The organism is Dankookia sp. P2, from assembly GCF_050632255.1.
GTDB lineage: Bacteria > Pseudomonadota > Alphaproteobacteria > Acetobacterales > Acetobacteraceae > Paracraurococcus.
Genome location: NZ_CP192581.1, coordinates 704,860 through 719,463, shown reverse-complemented (window position 1 = coordinate 719,463; position 14,604 = coordinate 704,860). Strand labels below are relative to the sequence as shown.

Annotated in this window: 16 protein-coding genes, 1 tRNA gene and 4 pseudogenes; 4 read left to right on the top strand and 17 right to left on the bottom strand. The window is 69.2% G+C overall.

The features are described 5' to 3' along the window. Positions 1-296: 296 nt before the first annotated feature. The 11 genes from ACQ86J_RS04255 to ACQ86J_RS04205 all read right to left on the bottom strand — a co-directional run bounded on the left by ACQ86J_RS04255 (position 297) and on the right by ACQ86J_RS04205 (position 9,618). Positions 297-375, bottom strand: a tRNA-Pro gene (locus ACQ86J_RS04255). Between the two features lie 69 nt (positions 376-444). Beyond that, positions 445-2,079 (bottom strand): acyl-CoA synthetase, encoded by a 1,635-nt coding sequence (locus ACQ86J_RS04250; RefSeq protein WP_431270147.1) that lies wholly within the window; start codon positions 2,077-2,079, stop codon positions 445-447. Between the two features lie 10 nt (positions 2,080-2,089). Beyond that, positions 2,090-2,911 (bottom strand): enoyl-CoA hydratase, encoded by an 822-nt coding sequence (locus ACQ86J_RS04245; protein WP_431270146.1) that lies wholly within the window; start codon positions 2,909-2,911, stop codon positions 2,090-2,092. Positions 2,912-3,048: 137 nt separating this feature from the next. After that, the gene (locus tag ACQ86J_RS04240) at positions 3,049-4,167 is read right to left on the bottom strand and encodes a serine hydrolase domain-containing protein (protein WP_431270145.1); all 1,119 of its coding nucleotides are present in this window, start codon (positions 4,165-4,167) and stop codon (positions 3,049-3,051) included. A gap of 109 nt (positions 4,168-4,276) precedes the next feature. Beyond that, a complete protein-coding gene (locus tag ACQ86J_RS04235) occupies positions 4,277-4,675 on the bottom strand; it encodes a Zn-ribbon domain-containing OB-fold protein (protein ID WP_431270144.1) in 399 nt (132 codons plus the stop codon). 5 nt (positions 4,676-4,680) lie between these two features. Then, positions 4,681-5,853 carry a thiolase domain-containing protein gene (locus ACQ86J_RS04230; RefSeq protein ID WP_431270143.1) on the bottom strand — a complete coding sequence of 391 codons (1,173 nt, stop codon included), beginning with the start codon at positions 5,851-5,853 and terminating at the stop codon, positions 4,681-4,683. 91 nt (positions 5,854-5,944) lie between these two features. Continuing rightward, positions 5,945-6,676, bottom strand: a complete 732-nt coding sequence (locus tag ACQ86J_RS04225) for an amino acid ABC transporter ATP-binding protein (protein ID WP_431270142.1) — start codon at positions 6,674-6,676, stop codon at positions 5,945-5,947. Continuing rightward, positions 6,657-7,313, bottom strand: coding sequence for an amino acid ABC transporter permease (locus tag ACQ86J_RS04220; RefSeq protein ID WP_431270141.1), 657 nt, complete (start codon positions 7,311-7,313; stop codon positions 6,657-6,659). The genes ACQ86J_RS04225 and ACQ86J_RS04220 overlap by 20 nt, the downstream gene beginning before the upstream one ends. After that, the gene (locus ACQ86J_RS04215) at positions 7,310-8,008 is read right to left on the bottom strand and encodes an amino acid ABC transporter permease (protein WP_431270140.1); all 699 of its coding nucleotides are present in this window, start codon (positions 8,006-8,008) and stop codon (positions 7,310-7,312) included. The genes ACQ86J_RS04220 and ACQ86J_RS04215 overlap by 4 nt, the downstream gene beginning before the upstream one ends. After that, positions 8,009-8,818, bottom strand: a complete 810-nt coding sequence (locus ACQ86J_RS04210) for a transporter substrate-binding domain-containing protein (protein ID WP_431270139.1) — start codon at positions 8,816-8,818, stop codon at positions 8,009-8,011. It lies immediately after the preceding gene. Between the two features lie 29 nt (positions 8,819-8,847). Further along, positions 8,848-9,618 carry an SDR family oxidoreductase gene (locus ACQ86J_RS04205; RefSeq protein WP_431270138.1) on the bottom strand — a complete coding sequence of 257 codons (771 nt, stop codon included), beginning with the start codon at positions 9,616-9,618 and terminating at the stop codon, positions 8,848-8,850. 69 nt (positions 9,619-9,687) lie between these two features. Here ACQ86J_RS04205 and ACQ86J_RS04200 point away from each other — a divergent pair. The 3 pseudogenes from ACQ86J_RS04200 to ACQ86J_RS04190 all read left to right on the top strand — a co-directional run. Next, a pseudogene (locus ACQ86J_RS04200) lies at positions 9,688-10,607 on the top strand (2-hydroxyacid dehydrogenase). Then, positions 10,607-10,828, top strand: a pseudogene (locus ACQ86J_RS04195) (hypothetical protein); the annotation flags it as partial. The pseudogenes ACQ86J_RS04200 and ACQ86J_RS04195, both read left to right, overlap by 1 nt. Then, positions 10,761-11,021: pseudogene (locus ACQ86J_RS04190) on the top strand (alcohol dehydrogenase catalytic domain-containing protein); the annotation flags it as partial. The pseudogenes ACQ86J_RS04195 and ACQ86J_RS04190, both read left to right, overlap by 68 nt. Here ACQ86J_RS04190 and ACQ86J_RS04185 read toward each other — a convergent pair. Next, positions 10,994-11,206 (bottom strand): hypothetical protein, encoded by a 213-nt coding sequence (locus tag ACQ86J_RS04185; protein ID WP_431272798.1) that lies wholly within the window; start codon positions 11,204-11,206, stop codon positions 10,994-10,996. The pseudogene ACQ86J_RS04190 and the gene ACQ86J_RS04185 sit on opposite strands and share 28 nt — an antisense overlap. 44 nt (positions 11,207-11,250) lie before the next feature. On the opposite strand from ACQ86J_RS04185, the gene ACQ86J_RS04180 reads away from it, so the two are divergent. Continuing rightward, complete coding sequence (locus tag ACQ86J_RS04180) at positions 11,251-11,694, top strand: zinc-binding dehydrogenase (protein WP_431270137.1); 444 nt, start codon at positions 11,251-11,253, stop codon at positions 11,692-11,694. A gap of 214 nt (positions 11,695-11,908) precedes the next feature. On the opposite strand, the gene ACQ86J_RS04175 is transcribed toward ACQ86J_RS04180, so the two are convergent. The 5 genes and pseudogenes from ACQ86J_RS04175 to ACQ86J_RS04155 form a co-directional block, all read right to left on the bottom strand. Beyond that, positions 11,909-12,628: a Bug family tripartite tricarboxylate transporter substrate binding protein gene (locus tag ACQ86J_RS04175; protein WP_431270136.1), complete on the bottom strand. Its 720-nt coding sequence runs from the start codon at positions 12,626-12,628 to the stop codon at positions 11,909-11,911. Beyond that, positions 12,621-12,893, bottom strand: a complete 273-nt coding sequence (locus tag ACQ86J_RS04170) for a Bug family tripartite tricarboxylate transporter substrate binding protein (protein WP_431270135.1) — start codon at positions 12,891-12,893, stop codon at positions 12,621-12,623. The genes ACQ86J_RS04175 and ACQ86J_RS04170 overlap by 8 nt, the downstream gene beginning before the upstream one ends. A gap of 13 nt (positions 12,894-12,906) precedes the next feature. After that, positions 12,907-13,428 (bottom strand): thiamine pyrophosphate-dependent enzyme, encoded by a 522-nt coding sequence (locus ACQ86J_RS04165; protein ID WP_431270134.1) that lies wholly within the window; start codon positions 13,426-13,428, stop codon positions 12,907-12,909. A gap of 184 nt (positions 13,429-13,612) precedes the next feature. After that, positions 13,613-13,945 (bottom strand): annotated as a pseudogene (locus tag ACQ86J_RS04160) (benzoylformate decarboxylase); the annotation flags it as partial. Continuing rightward, complete coding sequence (locus tag ACQ86J_RS04155; protein WP_431270133.1) at positions 13,905-14,507, bottom strand: thiamine pyrophosphate-binding protein; 603 nt, start codon at positions 14,505-14,507, stop codon at positions 13,905-13,907. The pseudogene ACQ86J_RS04160 and the gene ACQ86J_RS04155, both read right to left, overlap by 41 nt. Positions 14,508-14,604 lie beyond the last annotated feature (97 nt).

Sequence of the window (14,604 nt, the reverse complement as noted above, 5' to 3'; positions counted from 1 at the left end):
GTCCGCCGCTATTTCTCGTGCGGCGCCTTGCAAGATGGCTGGACCTTGTCGATCAGCGCCGCCTCATGCGGGTCGGACAGGCGGTCGATGCAAGGGTTCATCGTTTGGACCGCGAGCGAGGCTTCGCCACCGCATTCCCAAGGGGGAAGCATACCAAAGGGGCAGGCGTCATTCGGCCAAGCCGCCTTAATCTGGAACTTTGGATGGATCGGACGGTCGACTTAACGTACCCACAACGGAATGCGCTGGGTTCTTAAAGAGAAATCAAGCATAAGCTGCGAAGTTCACGAAAAAATTGGTCGGAGCGGCGGGATTCTGAACCCACGACCCCTTGTCCCCCGAGACAAGTGCGCTACCAGACTGCGCCACGCTCCGACGTCGGCGGGATAGCATCGCGGAAGGCCGGCCGCCAGCCCCCCGGCGGGGAATAGCGACCGGTCTGTGTCAGCCCCCGCGTACCTGGCTCCGCAACAGGTGCTTCTGGAGCTTGCCCGTGCTGGTCCGTGGCAACTCGGCGAAGATGACCTGCTTCGGTGCTTTGAACGCCGCCATGTGCTGCCGGCAATGAGCGATCAACTCGGCCTCGGTGGCGCTGGCCTCGGGCTTCAGCTCGACGAAGGCGCAGGGCACCTCGCCCCATTTCGCGTCGGGCTTGGCGACCACTGCCGCCAGCATCACCGCCGGATGCTTGTAGAGCGCGTCCTCAAGCTCGATCGAGGAGATGTTCTCGCCGCCCGAGATGATGATGTCCTTGGAGCGGTCCTTGAGCTGGATGTAGCCGTCCGGATACTTCACCGCGAGGTCGCCGGTATGGAACCAGCCGCCGGCAAAGGCGGCCTCGGTCGCCTTGGCGTCCTTCAGGTAGCCCTTCATCACGACGTTGCCGCGCATCATGACCTCGCCCATCGTCGTACCGTCGGGCGGCACGGGCTGCATCGTGTCCGGGTCGCGGACGTCGAGGGCCTCCAGCGCCTGGTAGCGGACGCCCTGGCGCGCCATCAGCTTGGCCTGTTCGGCGGCAGGCAGGGCGTTCCAGGCGCCGTTCCATTCGTTGACGACGGAAGGGCCGTAGCATTCGGTCAAGCCATAGACATGCAGCACGGCGAAGCCGGCGGCGCGCATCGCGGCCAGCACCGCCTCCGGCGGCGGCGCTCCGGCGACCACGAACTGCACCTGGTGCGGCAGGTCCGGCTTCTGCGCCGCCGGCGTGTCCAGCAGCGCGGACATGACGATCGGCGCGCCGCACATATGGGTCACGCCGTGCTCGGCCATCAGCGCCCACATGGCGGCGCCGCGCACCGCGCGCAGGCAGACATGCGTGCCGGCGACGGCGGTCACGGTCCAGGGGAAGCACCAGCCGTTGCAATGGAACATCGGCAGGGTCCAGAGGTAGACCGGATGCCGCGCCATGCTGGCCGAGAGCACGTTGCCCGTCGCCAGCAGCTGCGCGCCGCGATGGTGGTAGACCACGCCCTTCGGCTTGCCGGTGGTGCCCGAGGTGTAGTTGAGCGCGATGGCGTCCCATTCGTCCTGCGGCATCAGCCAGGCGAAGCTTGGGTCGGCCGCGGCCAGCATCGCCTCGTAGTCCTGGCCGCCCAAGGTATTGGCATTGGCCGCTTCGCCGGCTTCCGGGTCGGCGACCTCAATCACCAGCGGCTGCGCCTTGCATTGGGTGAGTGCGAGGCGAAGCAGCGGCACGAATCTGCGGTCGACCAGGATCGCCTTCGCCTCCCCGTGGTCGAGGATATAGGCGATGGTCGCGGCATCGAGCCGGGTGTTCAGCGTGTTCAGCACGGCGCCGGCCATCGGCACGCCGTAGTGGCATTCCAGCATCTCCGGCGTGTTCGGCAGCAGCGCCGCCACCGTGTCGCCGCGGCCGATGCCGCGCGCCGCAAGCGCCGAGGCAAGCCGCACGCAGCGGTCGCGCAACGCGCGGTAGGGCCGGCGCAGCGCGCCGTGGATGACCGCGACATGGTCCGGGAAGACCGCCGCCGCGCGTTCCAGGAACAGCAGCGGAGTCAGCGGCTGGTGGTTGGCTAGGTTGCGGGCGAGCCCGGTCTCGTAGTCCTGCGCGGCCATGTCGTCGTTCCTACCGATGCCGCCATTCCGGCGTGCGCTTGCCGAGGAAGGCGCCGATCCCCTCGGCAGCGTCCTCGGCCAGCAGGTTCTCTACCATGATCGTACCGGCGGCGGCATAGGCCTCCGCCAGGGGCAGTGCCGCTTGGGCGTTGAAGCCGCGCTTGCCGAGGCGCAGTGCGACGGCGGAGCGGGCGGCGATCCGCTGCGCCAGCGCCAGGGCTTCCGGCAGGGCGTGGCCGGGCGCGACCACGCGGTTCACCAGCCCCATGCGATGCGCCTCCTCGGCCGGGATCATCTCGCCCAGCAGCAGCATCTCCATCGCCGACTTGCGCGGCACGGCGCGGGCGAGGGCAACGCCCGGGGTGGTGCAGAACAGGCCGATATCGACGCCGGGGGTGCAAAACTTCGCCCCCTCCGCGGCCACCACCAGGTCGCAGCTGGCGGCCAGCTGGCAACCGGCGGCGGTGGCGATGCCCTCCACCGCGGCGACGACCGGCTGCGGCAGGGTAACCACTGCCTGCATGACGCTGGCGCATTCCGCCATGGTCGCCGCGAAGAAGGCGCGGCCGCCATCGGCATCGGTGCGGCGTGCGGTGATCTCCTTCATGTCGTGGCCGGCGGAGAAAACGGTACCCTCGGCGGTCAGGACGACGCAGCGGATGGCGTCATCGGCGGCGATGCCGTCCAGCGCCGCCTGCAGCGCGGCCAGCATGGCGTGGGAGAGGCTATTGCGCGCGGCCGGGCGGTTCAGGGTCAGGACGGCGACCGGACCCTCATCGTGCCGCAGGACCATGGACTCGTTCTCGCCCCCCGGGGCGTGGCTCGCGGACATGCATCTGGCTCCCTACCTCGGTCGCAGAGGTAAGGCGGTCCGGGGCGCGCACGCAATGGCGGGGAGCTCAGGTGCGGGCGGGACCGTATTGCCGATAGATCGCCTCGGCCAGCGCGTTCAACGCGGCTTCGGCCCGCCTACCGCCGATGTTGGTCATTATAACCATGGCGAAGTCGCGGCTCGGCTGCACCAGCACCAGCGCCAGGTTGAGCGTGTTCGAGCCGGCATGCTGCAGGAAGGGTTCGGATGACCAGGGATGGCTCCAGCACGCCCCAGCCGAGCGCGTAGCCGCCGCGGCCCGGCGTGCCCGGCGCGGCATCCGGCCGTGGCGGCATGGCGATGACCTGGGTATGCAGCCGCCGCAGCGTCCCCGGCGTCACCAGGGCCGGGGCGCGCTTGCCCTGGCCGGCATGCCAGCCGGCCCAGGCGGCGAAGTCGAGCACCGAGAGATGCACCGTGCCGGCTGGGCCTATGATCAGCGGGTTGTCGCCGTTGGGGCCGGGCAGCATCGGCTCCGGCGCGCCATCGGGCCTGATCGCGTGGCCGAGCGACGCGTCCACCCGGCCGAGCCGTGCCGCCGGGCCGAAGCCGGCGGTGGTCAGGCCGAGCGGGTCGAAGATCCGCGCCGCGACCAGCTCCTCCCAGGTGCTGCCCGCGGCGCGCTCGGCGGCGGCGCCCAGCATGGTGTAGCCCATGTTGGAATAGGCGAAGCGGCTGCCGGGCGCGGAGGCGAGGGGCTGGGTGCTCCATTGCCGCACCAGCCAGTACCGCAGGGCGTCGAGATTGCCCGGCTGCAGGTAGGACTGGCCGAGCAGCCGGTCGAAGACCTCGTTGTCCGAGGGCAGGCCGCCGGTATGCGAGAGCAACTGGGTCAGCGTTACGCCGCTCAGCCCGGCATCCATGCCGGCGGCGAGGTCGGGAAAGGCCTCGGCGACGGTGGTGTCCCAGCGCAGATTGCCGGCCTCGACCAGCATTCCCACCACCAGCGAGGTCATCGCCTTGGTGTCCGAGCCGATATGGAAGGCGTCGTCGAGGCTGACGGGCGCCTGCGCGCCCCAGCGCCGAGTGCCGACCGCGCCGGCGGCGAGGGTGAGGCCATCCTGCACAACGGCGGCGGCGAGTGCTGGAAGGCCATGCGCCGCCAATAAGGGCTGAAGCAGCGTGTTGAGGGACGCGGCGGATGGCCCGGCGGCCTGTGCTGCGCTGACAGCAACCGCGCCCAGCGCACCCTGCCCCAGCAATGCCCGGCGCTGCATCCCGATCCCTCCGCTTCGGCCGTGCCGATCCTGGACGGAATGCCATGCGGAAGGCCAGGGAAGTGGACGGTGCGGCACCGATTTCGGCGGCACCGTCCACCGTTGGTTGTCAGACCGGCGTGAACATCGTCGCTGGTGGAGAATCACCCTGGGTTGGCTTGAAGACAACCTTCACCTTCTGGCCGATCTTCAGGCTGTCCAGGTCGCAATCGACGATGTTGGTGAAGATGCGCACGCCTTCATCCAGCTCGACATAGGCGACCGAGTACGGCTCCTTCGTCCGCATGACCGTATAGGTGTAGATCGTGCCCGTGCCCTTGGCCTCCACCAGCTCGACATTGTTCGAGAGGGTGAAGGGCGAGCAGCCGCGCGGATACCAGAAGAACTTGCCGGTATCCTTGCAAAGGCCGATCAGCAGCCGGCCTTCGCGTGCCGCGTCGAAATACGGCTTGTTGGTCGGGTCGACATTGATCGCCGGGAGCGCCCGGTTCGAAGCTGGCGTTGCCATCGGACTTAGACCCTTTCCAGGACGACGGTTGCGCTGCCATGCCGGGTGCCGAGCAGCCCGCCGGTGCCATGCGCGAGGGCGAGCGTGCAGCCCGGAACCTGCACCTTCGGATGCGCCTCGCCGCGCAGCTGCCGCACTGCCTCGATGACCTTGGTCATGCCGCCGCGATTGGCGGGATGGTTGTTGCAGAGCCCGCCGCCATCGGTGTTGAAGGGCAGCTTGCCGACGCCCGAGATCAGATTGCCGTCCGCGACGAACTTGCCGCCCTGGCCCTTCTCGCAGAAGCCGAGGTCCTCCAGCTGCATCAGCACGGTGATGGTGAAGCTGTCGTAGATCGAGGCGTACTGGATGTCCTTCGGCGTCACGCCGGCTTCCTCGAAGGCGCGGGCGCCGGACCAGCGGGCGCCGGAGAAGGTGACGTCGGTATAGCCGGCATTCTGGTTCTTGGTCGCCTCGCCGGCACCCTTCACCTTGACCAGCGGGCGCTTCAGGCTGCGCGCGATCTCCGGCGTGGTGACGATCAGCGCGCCGCCGCCGTCCGAGATCACGCAGCAATCGAGGCGGTGCAGCGGGTCCGACACCATCGGCGAGTTCACCACATCCTCGACGGTGACCACCTTGCGCAGCATCGCATGCTCGTTCCACTGGGCATGGTGGCTGGCGGCCACCTTGATCCAGGCGAGCTGTTCGGAGGTCGTGCCGAATTCATGCATGTGGCGCATCGCGCACATCGCATAGACGTTGGCGACGGTGCGGCCATAGACCATCTCGAAGGGGTCGTCCGGGACATTGGCGCCCCAGGTGCGCGGCGCGGTGCCGGTCGCCATCGCCTCGGCCCGCGGCCGGCCGGCGAGCGTCACCAGCGCGATGCTGCACTTGCCGAGCGCGATCGCCTCCGCCGCATGGCCGACATGCAGGACATAGGAACTGCCGCCGACATCGGTGCTGTCGAGGTGCTTCAGCTTGGTCAGGCCGAGATAGTCGGCCATGTTCAGCGGGCCGAGGCCGGGGGCGGCACCGGTGCAGAAATAGCCGTCGATGTCGTCCTTGCTCAGCCCGGCATCCTGCAGCGCGCCGTAGGCGACCTCGGCGTGCAACTGCGCGACGGAGGTGTTGTCTGCCTTGCGTGTCGGGTGCTCATAGGCCCCGACGATATAGGCCTTGCCATTGATGCTCATGGGCGTCGCGGCCCTCCCTTTGGTTCGCTGGCTATCTATCCGGGGCGCAACTTTCCCCGGGCCAGCGTCGCCGTCAAGCGGGGAGGGCAGGTTACTTCAACCCGCCGCCAAGGAACTGCTTGAGCTCCGCCGTCTCAGGCGCGCCGAACAGCCGGGCTGAAGGCCCCATTTCCCAAACCTTGCCCTGGTGCATGAAAACGGTGGTCGTCGCCACCCGCTCGGCGAAGGCCATCTCGTGCGTCACCAGCAGCATGGTCATGCCATGCGCGGCGAGGCGCTCCATGGTCGCCAGCACCTCCCCGGTCAACTCGGGGTCGAGCGCGCTGGTCACCTCGTCGAACAACATCACCTTCGGCCGCATCGCCAGCGAGCGGGCAATGGCGACGCGCTGCTGCTGGCCGCCCGAGAGGTTGTCCGGCCAGGCGTCGAAGCGTTCGGCCAGGCCGACCTCGGCCAGCGTCTCCTCGGCCCGCGCCCGCGCCTCCGCCTTCGAGACGCCAAGGACGACCCGCGGCGCCAGCATGATGTTCTCGCCGACACGCAGGTGCGGGAACAGGTTGTAGCTCTGGAAGACGATGCCGACGTCCTTGCGGAGGTCGCGCAGCCCATGCGCGCTGGCGTCGAGCCCGTGGCCGGCCACCTGGATGCGGCCGGACTGGATCTGCTCGAGTCCGTTGATGCAGCGGAGCAGGGTCGACTTGCCGGAGCCGCTGCGGCCGATGATCGCCACCACCTCACCCGTCTCGACGCTCAGGTCGATGCCCTTCAGGACCTCGACATCGCCGAAGCGCTTATGGACGCCTTCAACCTGCACGACTGGCATTGAGCTTCCCTTCCAGGCGCCGGGCCAGCAGCGAAATCGGCCAGCAGATTGCGAAGTAGATCGCCGCCACCGTGCCGAAGACCTTGAAGGGCTGGAAGGTAGCGTTGTTGACGAGGTTGCCGGCGCGGGCCAGCTCGATGACCCCGATGATGGAGACGATGGAGGTGTTCTTCACCAGCTGGACGATGAAGCCGACCGTCGGCGCGATGGCAATGCGCATCGCCTGCGGCAGGATGATATAGCGGTATTGCTGCGGCCGGGAGAAGGCGAGCGCAGCCGAGGCCTCCCATTGCTGCCACGGAACCGCTTGGATGCAGCCGCGCCAGATCTCGCCGAGATAGGCACTGGCATAGAAGGCCATGGAGATCGACGCGGCGACGATCGGCGGCAGGTCGAAGCCCAGCATCGACAGGCCGTAATAGGCAAGGAACAGCAGGATCAGCACCGGGATGCCCTGCACCAGGCCTATCCAGCCGGCAGCCAGAAGCCGCAGCGGCGCCAGGCGCGAGGTGCGGGCCATCGCCACGAAGAAGCCGAAGGCGCCGCCCAGCACCAAGGACAGGACGGTCAGCAGCAGCGTCCAGCGCGCCGAGCCCAGGATGAAGAGGAATTCGGACTGGGTGAATTCGCGGATCATGCGCCGGACTGCCCGCGCAGCCGGCCGAGGCCGGAGCCCGCCGGGAAGACCACCGCGCCGAGGCCCGCCAGCAGTCCGCGCAGGGCGAGTGCGACGACCAGGTAGATCACGGCCACCGTGATGTAGGTCTCGAAGCTGCGAAAGGTGTCGGATTCAATGTTCGAAGCCTGGGCCGACAGTTCCTGTACCGAGATGAAGGAGCAGACCGAGGTCGCCAGCGTCACCAGCACGAACTGGCTGGCCAGCGCCGGCCAGACCCGGGCGATGGCCGGCGCCAGCACGATGTAGCGGAACACCTGCCAGCGGGTCAGCGCGAGCGAGAGCCCGGCCTCGATCTGGCTTTTATGCACGCTCTCGATCCCGGCGCGGACGATTTCGGTCACGTAGGCGCCGAGATAGACGACGAGGCCGATCAGCGCCGCCTGCTCGGCGCTCAGCTTCATGCCGATCGAGGGCAGGCCGAAATAGATGATCAGCAGCTGCACCAGGAAGGGCGTGTTGCGGATCAGCTCGACGTAGATGTCGATCAGCATGCCCGCCGCGCGCGGCGCCAGGCTGCGGAGGCCGGCGAGCAGCGTGCCGAGCAGCCCGCCGAAGACGATGGCCGTGCCGGCGAGTTGCAGCGTCTGCAGCAGCCCTTCCAGCAACAGGTCGCTTCGGGCGAAGACCGCGCCAGATTGGAACTGGAAGCCCATCTAGAAGACGGCGAGATCGGCCGGCAACGGGCTGCCGGTCCACTTGGTCGAGAGCTCGTCGAGCTCGCCATTGCCCTTCATGAAGTAGATCGTGTTCTGCAGCCACTGGCGCAGCTCGAACTGGTCCTTGCGGACCGTCATGCAGTTCGGCTGGTTGAACAGCAGGAACTTGTTCTCGAGGCCCGCTTCGGGGCGAGTTTTGGCAACCTCGCCGCCGATGGTGTCGGGGATGCCGCAAGCGTCGATCTGGCCGACGATCAGCGCCTGGGCGCTGGTCGCGTCGTCCTCGAAGCGGACGATCTGGGTGCCCTTCGGTGCCTTGCGGACCAGGGCCTGTTCCTGCGGCGTGCCGCGGGGCACGCCGACCTTCTTGCCGACCAAGTCTTCCAGCTTGGCGATCTGGCTGTCCTTCTTGGCCATGATCATCATGCGGAAGGCGCTGTAGGGCATGGTGAACATGACCGTCCGAGCGCGCTCGGGCGTCGCGCCGAGCGTCGCGCAGAGGAAGTCGACCTTGCCGGATTCCAGCGCGGGGATGCGGGAAGGCGGGGTCAGTGAGCTGATCTCGGCCGGCACGCCCAGATACTTGGCCAGCAGGTTCGACACGTCGATGTCGTAGCCGATGGCATTGCCCTGCGGGTCGACCATGCCGAAGGGCGGGGCGCCGGTGACCACGCCGATCCGCGCCTTGCCGCGCTTGATGATGTCGGCGGTGGTGATCGGCCCGTTCTGCTGGGCCTGGGCGGCGCTGGTGAACAGGGCGGGTGCCGCCAGGGCGGCGCCGGCGAACAGGCGCTTGCGCAGAAGCATGGGGTTTCCTCCGGGTCGGGTTGGGCTGCTCAAACCACGCTTGTCAGTCCGCCGTCAACATAGAGCAAATGGCCGTTCACGTAGGAGGCGGCGTCGGAAGCCAGGAAGACCGCCGCGCCCACCAGCTCCGGCAGCTCGCCCCAGCGGCCGGCAGGCGTCCGCTTGCAGAGCCAGTCATTGAACTCGGCATTGGCGCGCAGCGGAGCGGTGAGCTCGGTGCTGAAATAGCCCGGCGCGATGCCGTTGCATTGGAGCCCGTGCTGCGCCCAATCGGCGCACATCGCCTTGGTCAGCATCCCGATCGCACCCTTCGAGGCCGTGTAGGGCCCCGTGGTCGGACGACCGAGCATGCTCATTACGCTGCAAGTATTGATGATCTTGCCGTGGCCGCGGCCGATCATCCCGCGGGCCACCGCCCGGGCGCAGTAGAAGGCGCTGTGCAGGTTGGTGGCGATCACCTCGTGCCAAGTGGCGTCCGGCATGGCGTCCAGCGCGCCGCGCAGGTTCACCCCGGCATTGTTGAAGAGGATCTCGATCGGGCCGAACTCGGCCTCGATCCGCGCGACGCCGGCATTCACCGCGGCGCTGTCGGTGACGTCGAAGGCGGCGATGTCCACCACCGCCACGCCATCGGCCCGGAGGCCGGCGGCGGCCTTCTCCAGCTTCGCCACATCGCGGCCGTTCAGCACCACGCTGGCCCCGGCCAGGCCCACCCCGCGCGCGAGCGCCAGCCCGATCCCCTGGCTGGAGCCGGTGACCAGGGCGCGCCGCCCGGTCAGGTCGAACAGCTTGAGCGACATCGTCCCATCCCCTAAACGCCCGCGAGACAAGCAGGGGAGGCGCAGTTGGACAAGCCGGAGCTTCTGGTCATGGGCGTCCTTCCCGATTGGGACCTGGCGCCGCTGGCCGAGCGCTACACCCTGCGCCTGCTCTACGAGGCGCCGGACGAGGTCGCCTTCCTCGCCGAGCATGCGCCGAATATCCGCGCCATCGTCACCAAGGGCGAGATCGGTGCTTCCGCCGCGCTGATGGAGCGTCTGCCGAAGCTCGGCCTGGTCGCCTGCTACGGCGTCGGGATCGACGCCATCGACAAGGGCTGGTGCGCCGCGCACGGCATTCCCGTGACCAATACCCTGGACGTGCTGACCGAGGACGTGGCCGACAAGGCCTTCGCCCTGCTGCTCGGCGTGGCGCGGCAGGTCCCGCAGGCCGACGCCTGGGTGCGCGAGGGCCGCTGGACCCGCGAAGGCTCCATGCCGCTGACCACGCGGGTCTGGGGCAAGCGCATCGGCATCGTCGGGCTCGGCCGCATCGGCCGCGCGGTGGCGCGCCGGGCCGGGGGTTCGGGATGCAGATCAGCTACAGCGGCCGCACGCCGAAGGACGAGGTGTCCTATCCCTGGTACCCGACCCCGGCAGCCCTGGCGCCCAATGTCGACATCCTGGTCTGCTGCGCCATGGGCGGCCCGACCACCCAGGGGCTGATCGACCGCGCCGCCTTCGAGGCACTCCGCCCCGGCAGCATCTTCGTCAATGTCTCCCGCGGGTCCTGCTGCGACGAGGCGGCGCTGCTGGACGCCATCCGCAGCGGCCGGATCGGCATGGCGGGGCTCGACGTCTTCTGGAACGAGCCGGCGATCGACCCAGCCTTTATCGAGTTCCCGAATGTGCTGCTGGCGCCGCATGCGGCGAGCGGGACGGTCGAGACCCGCAAGGCCATGGGCCAGCTAATGCGCGACAATGTCGAGGCGCACTTCGCTGGAAAGCCCCTGCTCACGGAGGTCAAGTGATGCCGTCCGATGGTCGGAGCGCCGATGGGCGCGGAGAGCTGAATCGGCCGGCCGGTGGCCGTGCCGTCGTCATCCACGCGCCCAAGGACCTCCGCATCGAGGACCATGCGCCGGTTGAGCCCGGCCCCGGCCAGGTCCGTATCCGCATCCGCAATGGCGGCATCTGCGGCTCCGACCTGCACTACTACCAGCATGGCGGCTTCGGCGCGGTACGGCTGCGGGAACCGATGGTGCTGGGCCATGAGGTCGCCGGCACGATCGACGCGCTGGGGGAGGGTGTCGCACCTCGCCCTCGGTGCCGGTGTCGCGGTGAACCCCAGCCTGCCCTGCGGCGCCTGCCGCTTCTGCCTGGCCGGCCAGCCCAACCACTGCCTCGACATGCGCTTCTATGGCAGCGCGATGCGGCTGCCGCATGTGCAGGGCGGCTTCACCGAGACGCTGGTCTGCGAGGCGGCGCGCGCCGTGGTGCTGCCGGAGGGCATGGACACCACGTTAGCCGCCTTCGCCGAGCCGCTCGCGGTCTGCCTGCATGCGGCGAAGCAGGCCGGGCCACTGATGGGCGCGCGGGTGCTGGTCACCGGCGCGGGACCGATCGGCACGCTGGCGGTCGCCGTCGCCCGCCATGCCGAGAGCTCGGGAGATCGTGGCGACCGACCTCCTCTCCGCCCCGCTGCTGACCGCGCGGCGGATGGGCGCCGACCGCACCCTGGCGGTGTCCGAGGACCCCGATGCGCTGCGCGGCTATGCCCTGGACAAGGGCCACTTCGACGTGGTCTTCGAAGCCAGCGGCAGCGCCGCCGCGCTGAAGACCGCGATCGAGGTGGCGCGGCCCGGCGCCACCATCGTCCAGCTCGGCCTTGGCGGCGACGTGACGCTGCCGCTCTCGGCGCTGGTGGCGAAGGAGATCGCGCTGCGCGGCACCTTCCGCTTCCAGGAGGAATTCCCGCTGGCGGTCGAGTTGCTCGGCCGCGGCGCGATCGACCCGATGCCGCTGCTGACCGCGACCTTGCCGGCTGCCGAGGCAGTCGCGGCTTTCGAGCTGGCCGGCGACCGCAGCCGCGCGATGAAGGTTCAACTGGCCTTCTAGGCCGCTATTCCGGGCGGCTTTGCCGTCGAAGGGAAGCAAGGCTGGGTAGGGAAACGTATTGCCTCATCAAGTCCCACCCTTCCCTTCCGGGCGGCGGGTGCCGACACGCAGCGAGTGCCAGATTCACGGAAGCCGAGGACAGGCTGGACGCATGGGCCGAACGGGAGAATACCGTCTCCCAGGGCTTGCTCCATTCGATGCAGGCCAGCGCATCTTATTCCGCGCGGATGCCAGCCTCCCGGATCACCGGCTCCAGGCGCGCCGTTTCCTGCGCGATGAAGGCGGCGAACTGCTCCGGCTTGCCGCCACCCAGGATGGCGCCCTGCTCGGCGAAGCGTCCACCGATCTCGGGATCTTTCAGCGCGGTGCCCACCGCCTCTGCCATGCGCGCCAGGATCGGCGCCGGCGTGCCCGCAGGCGCGGCCAGGCCGAACCAGGTGCCGAAGAGGAAGCCGGGCAGTCCGGCCTCCGCGGTGGTCGGCACCGCGGGCAGCTGCGGCAGCCGGTCGGGCGTGGCCACCGCAAGCGGCCGTGCCGCGCCGTCCCGCAACTGCGGCAGGATGTTGGGTAGGTTGTCGATGATCAGGTCGATGCGTCCCGCCGCCAGGTCGGTCAGTGCCGGCGCCGCGCCGCGATAGGGCACGTGGACGATCTCCACTCCCGCCTGCCGCTTGAACAGCTCGAGCGCAATATGCAGGCTGCTGCCATTGCCGGCCGAGCCGGCGCTGAGTGTGCCGGGCGCCGCTCTGGCCGCGGCGATCAGCTCGGCCAAGCTTGTCCATGGCTTGCCGGCACCGACCGCAATCACCTTCGGCGTGTTCACCAGCAGGCTGGCCGGGGCGAAGGCGCTGCGCGTCTCGTAGGGCATGCGGGCGTAGAGGAACTGGTTGACCGCCAGCGTGCCGATCGATCCCACCATCCAGGTGCTAGCCATCGGGCGCTGCCTTGGCGACCAGCTCGGCGCCGATATTGCCGCCGGCGCCTGGCCGGTTCTCGACGATGATCGGCTGGCCGAGCAGCTGCGGCAGCCGCGCCGCCAGCGGCCGCGCCAAGAGATCGACCAGGCCACCGGGCGGGAAGGGGACGACGAAGCGGATCGGCTGCGCCGGCCAGCGCGCCTGCGCCTCGCCGCGCGCGGCGGGCAGCGTCGCGGCGGCGCCGAGCAGGGCGCGACGCCGCAGGTGGGTGATCAGCTGCATGCGCATCTCCCCGTCATGACTTGTGGTAGAGCGTCGGGATGGCGGCATCGACCGCGACCTCGACCAGCATCGGACCTTCATTGCGCAGGGCTGCGCTTAGGGCATCGGTCAGCAACCCGGGGTCGTCCACCCGCAAACCGGGGCAGCCCATGCCCTGCGCCAGGGTGACGAAATCCAGCCCGGGCAGGTCGATGCCCGGCACGCCTTCTGCCCCCATCACGCGGCTGAAGCTGCGCATCGCGCCGTAGCCGCTGTTGTTGACGACGATGACGGTCAGCGGCAGCACGCGCTGTGCCGCGGTCCACAACGCCTGGATGGAATACATCATCGACCCGTCGCCGATGATCGCGGCGATGCGCCGGCCGGGATGCGCAAGCGCGATGCCGACCGCAGCCGGCAGCGAATAGCCCAGGCCGCCGCTCGCCATAGTGTAGAAGCCGCCCCAGTCGCGGATCGGCAGGTGTGCCTGCAAGGCGGGGCGGTGGGATGGCGCTTCCTCCACCACCACGGCCTCCCGCGGCAGCAGGCGGGACAACTGGTGGAACAGGTATTCGGCGCTGATCGGGCTGGCTCGCCGCGGGCGGGCCCGGGCGGCTGCGGGGCGGGGCTGGGCTGCGGTCGGATTGCGGCAGCAGAGCCGCCAGCCCCGGCAGGCCGAGCCGAAGGCTGCCTTGGATGCCGGTGCCGGTGCCGGCCGCGGCGATCGCCTCGCCATCCGCGCTTAGTTGGAAGAGCGACGTGCCCGAGGTGAAAAGCGCGCAGTCGCCGGCAACATGGAAGGTGAAGACCGGCGCGCCGAGTACGAGCACTAGGTCATGCGCTGCCAGCGCGGTGGCGATGGCAGGCGGCGCCGCGGTGAGGAAGCCTGCGAACAGCGGGTGGTCCTCCGGAAAGGCCAGGCGGCTGCAGAAGGGGCTGGCCCAGACCGGCACGCGCAGCCGCTCGGCCAGTGCCACCGCGGCGTGGCCCGCGCCTTCCGCGTCCACCTCAGGCCCGATCACCAGCACGGGGTTACGCGCCGCCTCCAGTGCCGCGGCGCATTCCGCCAGCATCGCCGGGTCTGGCGCCATGTCCTGGCTGGTTCGGCGTGGGGGGAGGAGGCGGGTCGGAGCGGACCAGTCGTCGCTTGGGATGGACACGAAAGTGGGGCCGAAGGGCCGCTGCAGGGCGACGTGAAAGGCGTGTGCGATCGCGGCCGGCACATCCTCGCCCCGGGCCGGCCTCGCGGGACCATTTGACATAGGGCTTGGCGAAGCTGGCCGCGTCGGTTGCGCCGAGGAAAGGGTTGTGCGGCAGCAGGCTGCGCGACTGCTGGCCTGCGGTGATCACCAGCGGCGCCTGGTTGCGATGCGCGGTGAAGACATTGCCCAGCGCATGGCCGAGGCCGGCCGCCGAATGCAGGTTGCAGAAGGCGGCGCGGCCGCTCGCCCGGGCGTAGCCGTCGGCCATTGCCACCACGCTGGCTTCCTGCAGCCCGAGCACGTAGCGGAAATCGTTCGGCCAGCGGTCGAGGAAGCCGAGCTCGGTCGAGCCGGGATTGCCGAAGACGGTGGTCATGCCGCAATCCCGCAGCAGCGCCATGGTGGCCTGCCGCACCGTGACCGTGTCCGCCATGGCGTCGCTCCCCGCTCCTGCCCCCGTGTTCCTGGAAAACGCGTCGGGCCGCAAGACGATGGCGGTGCGGTGCCGCTTCCGTGCTAGTTTATGGACT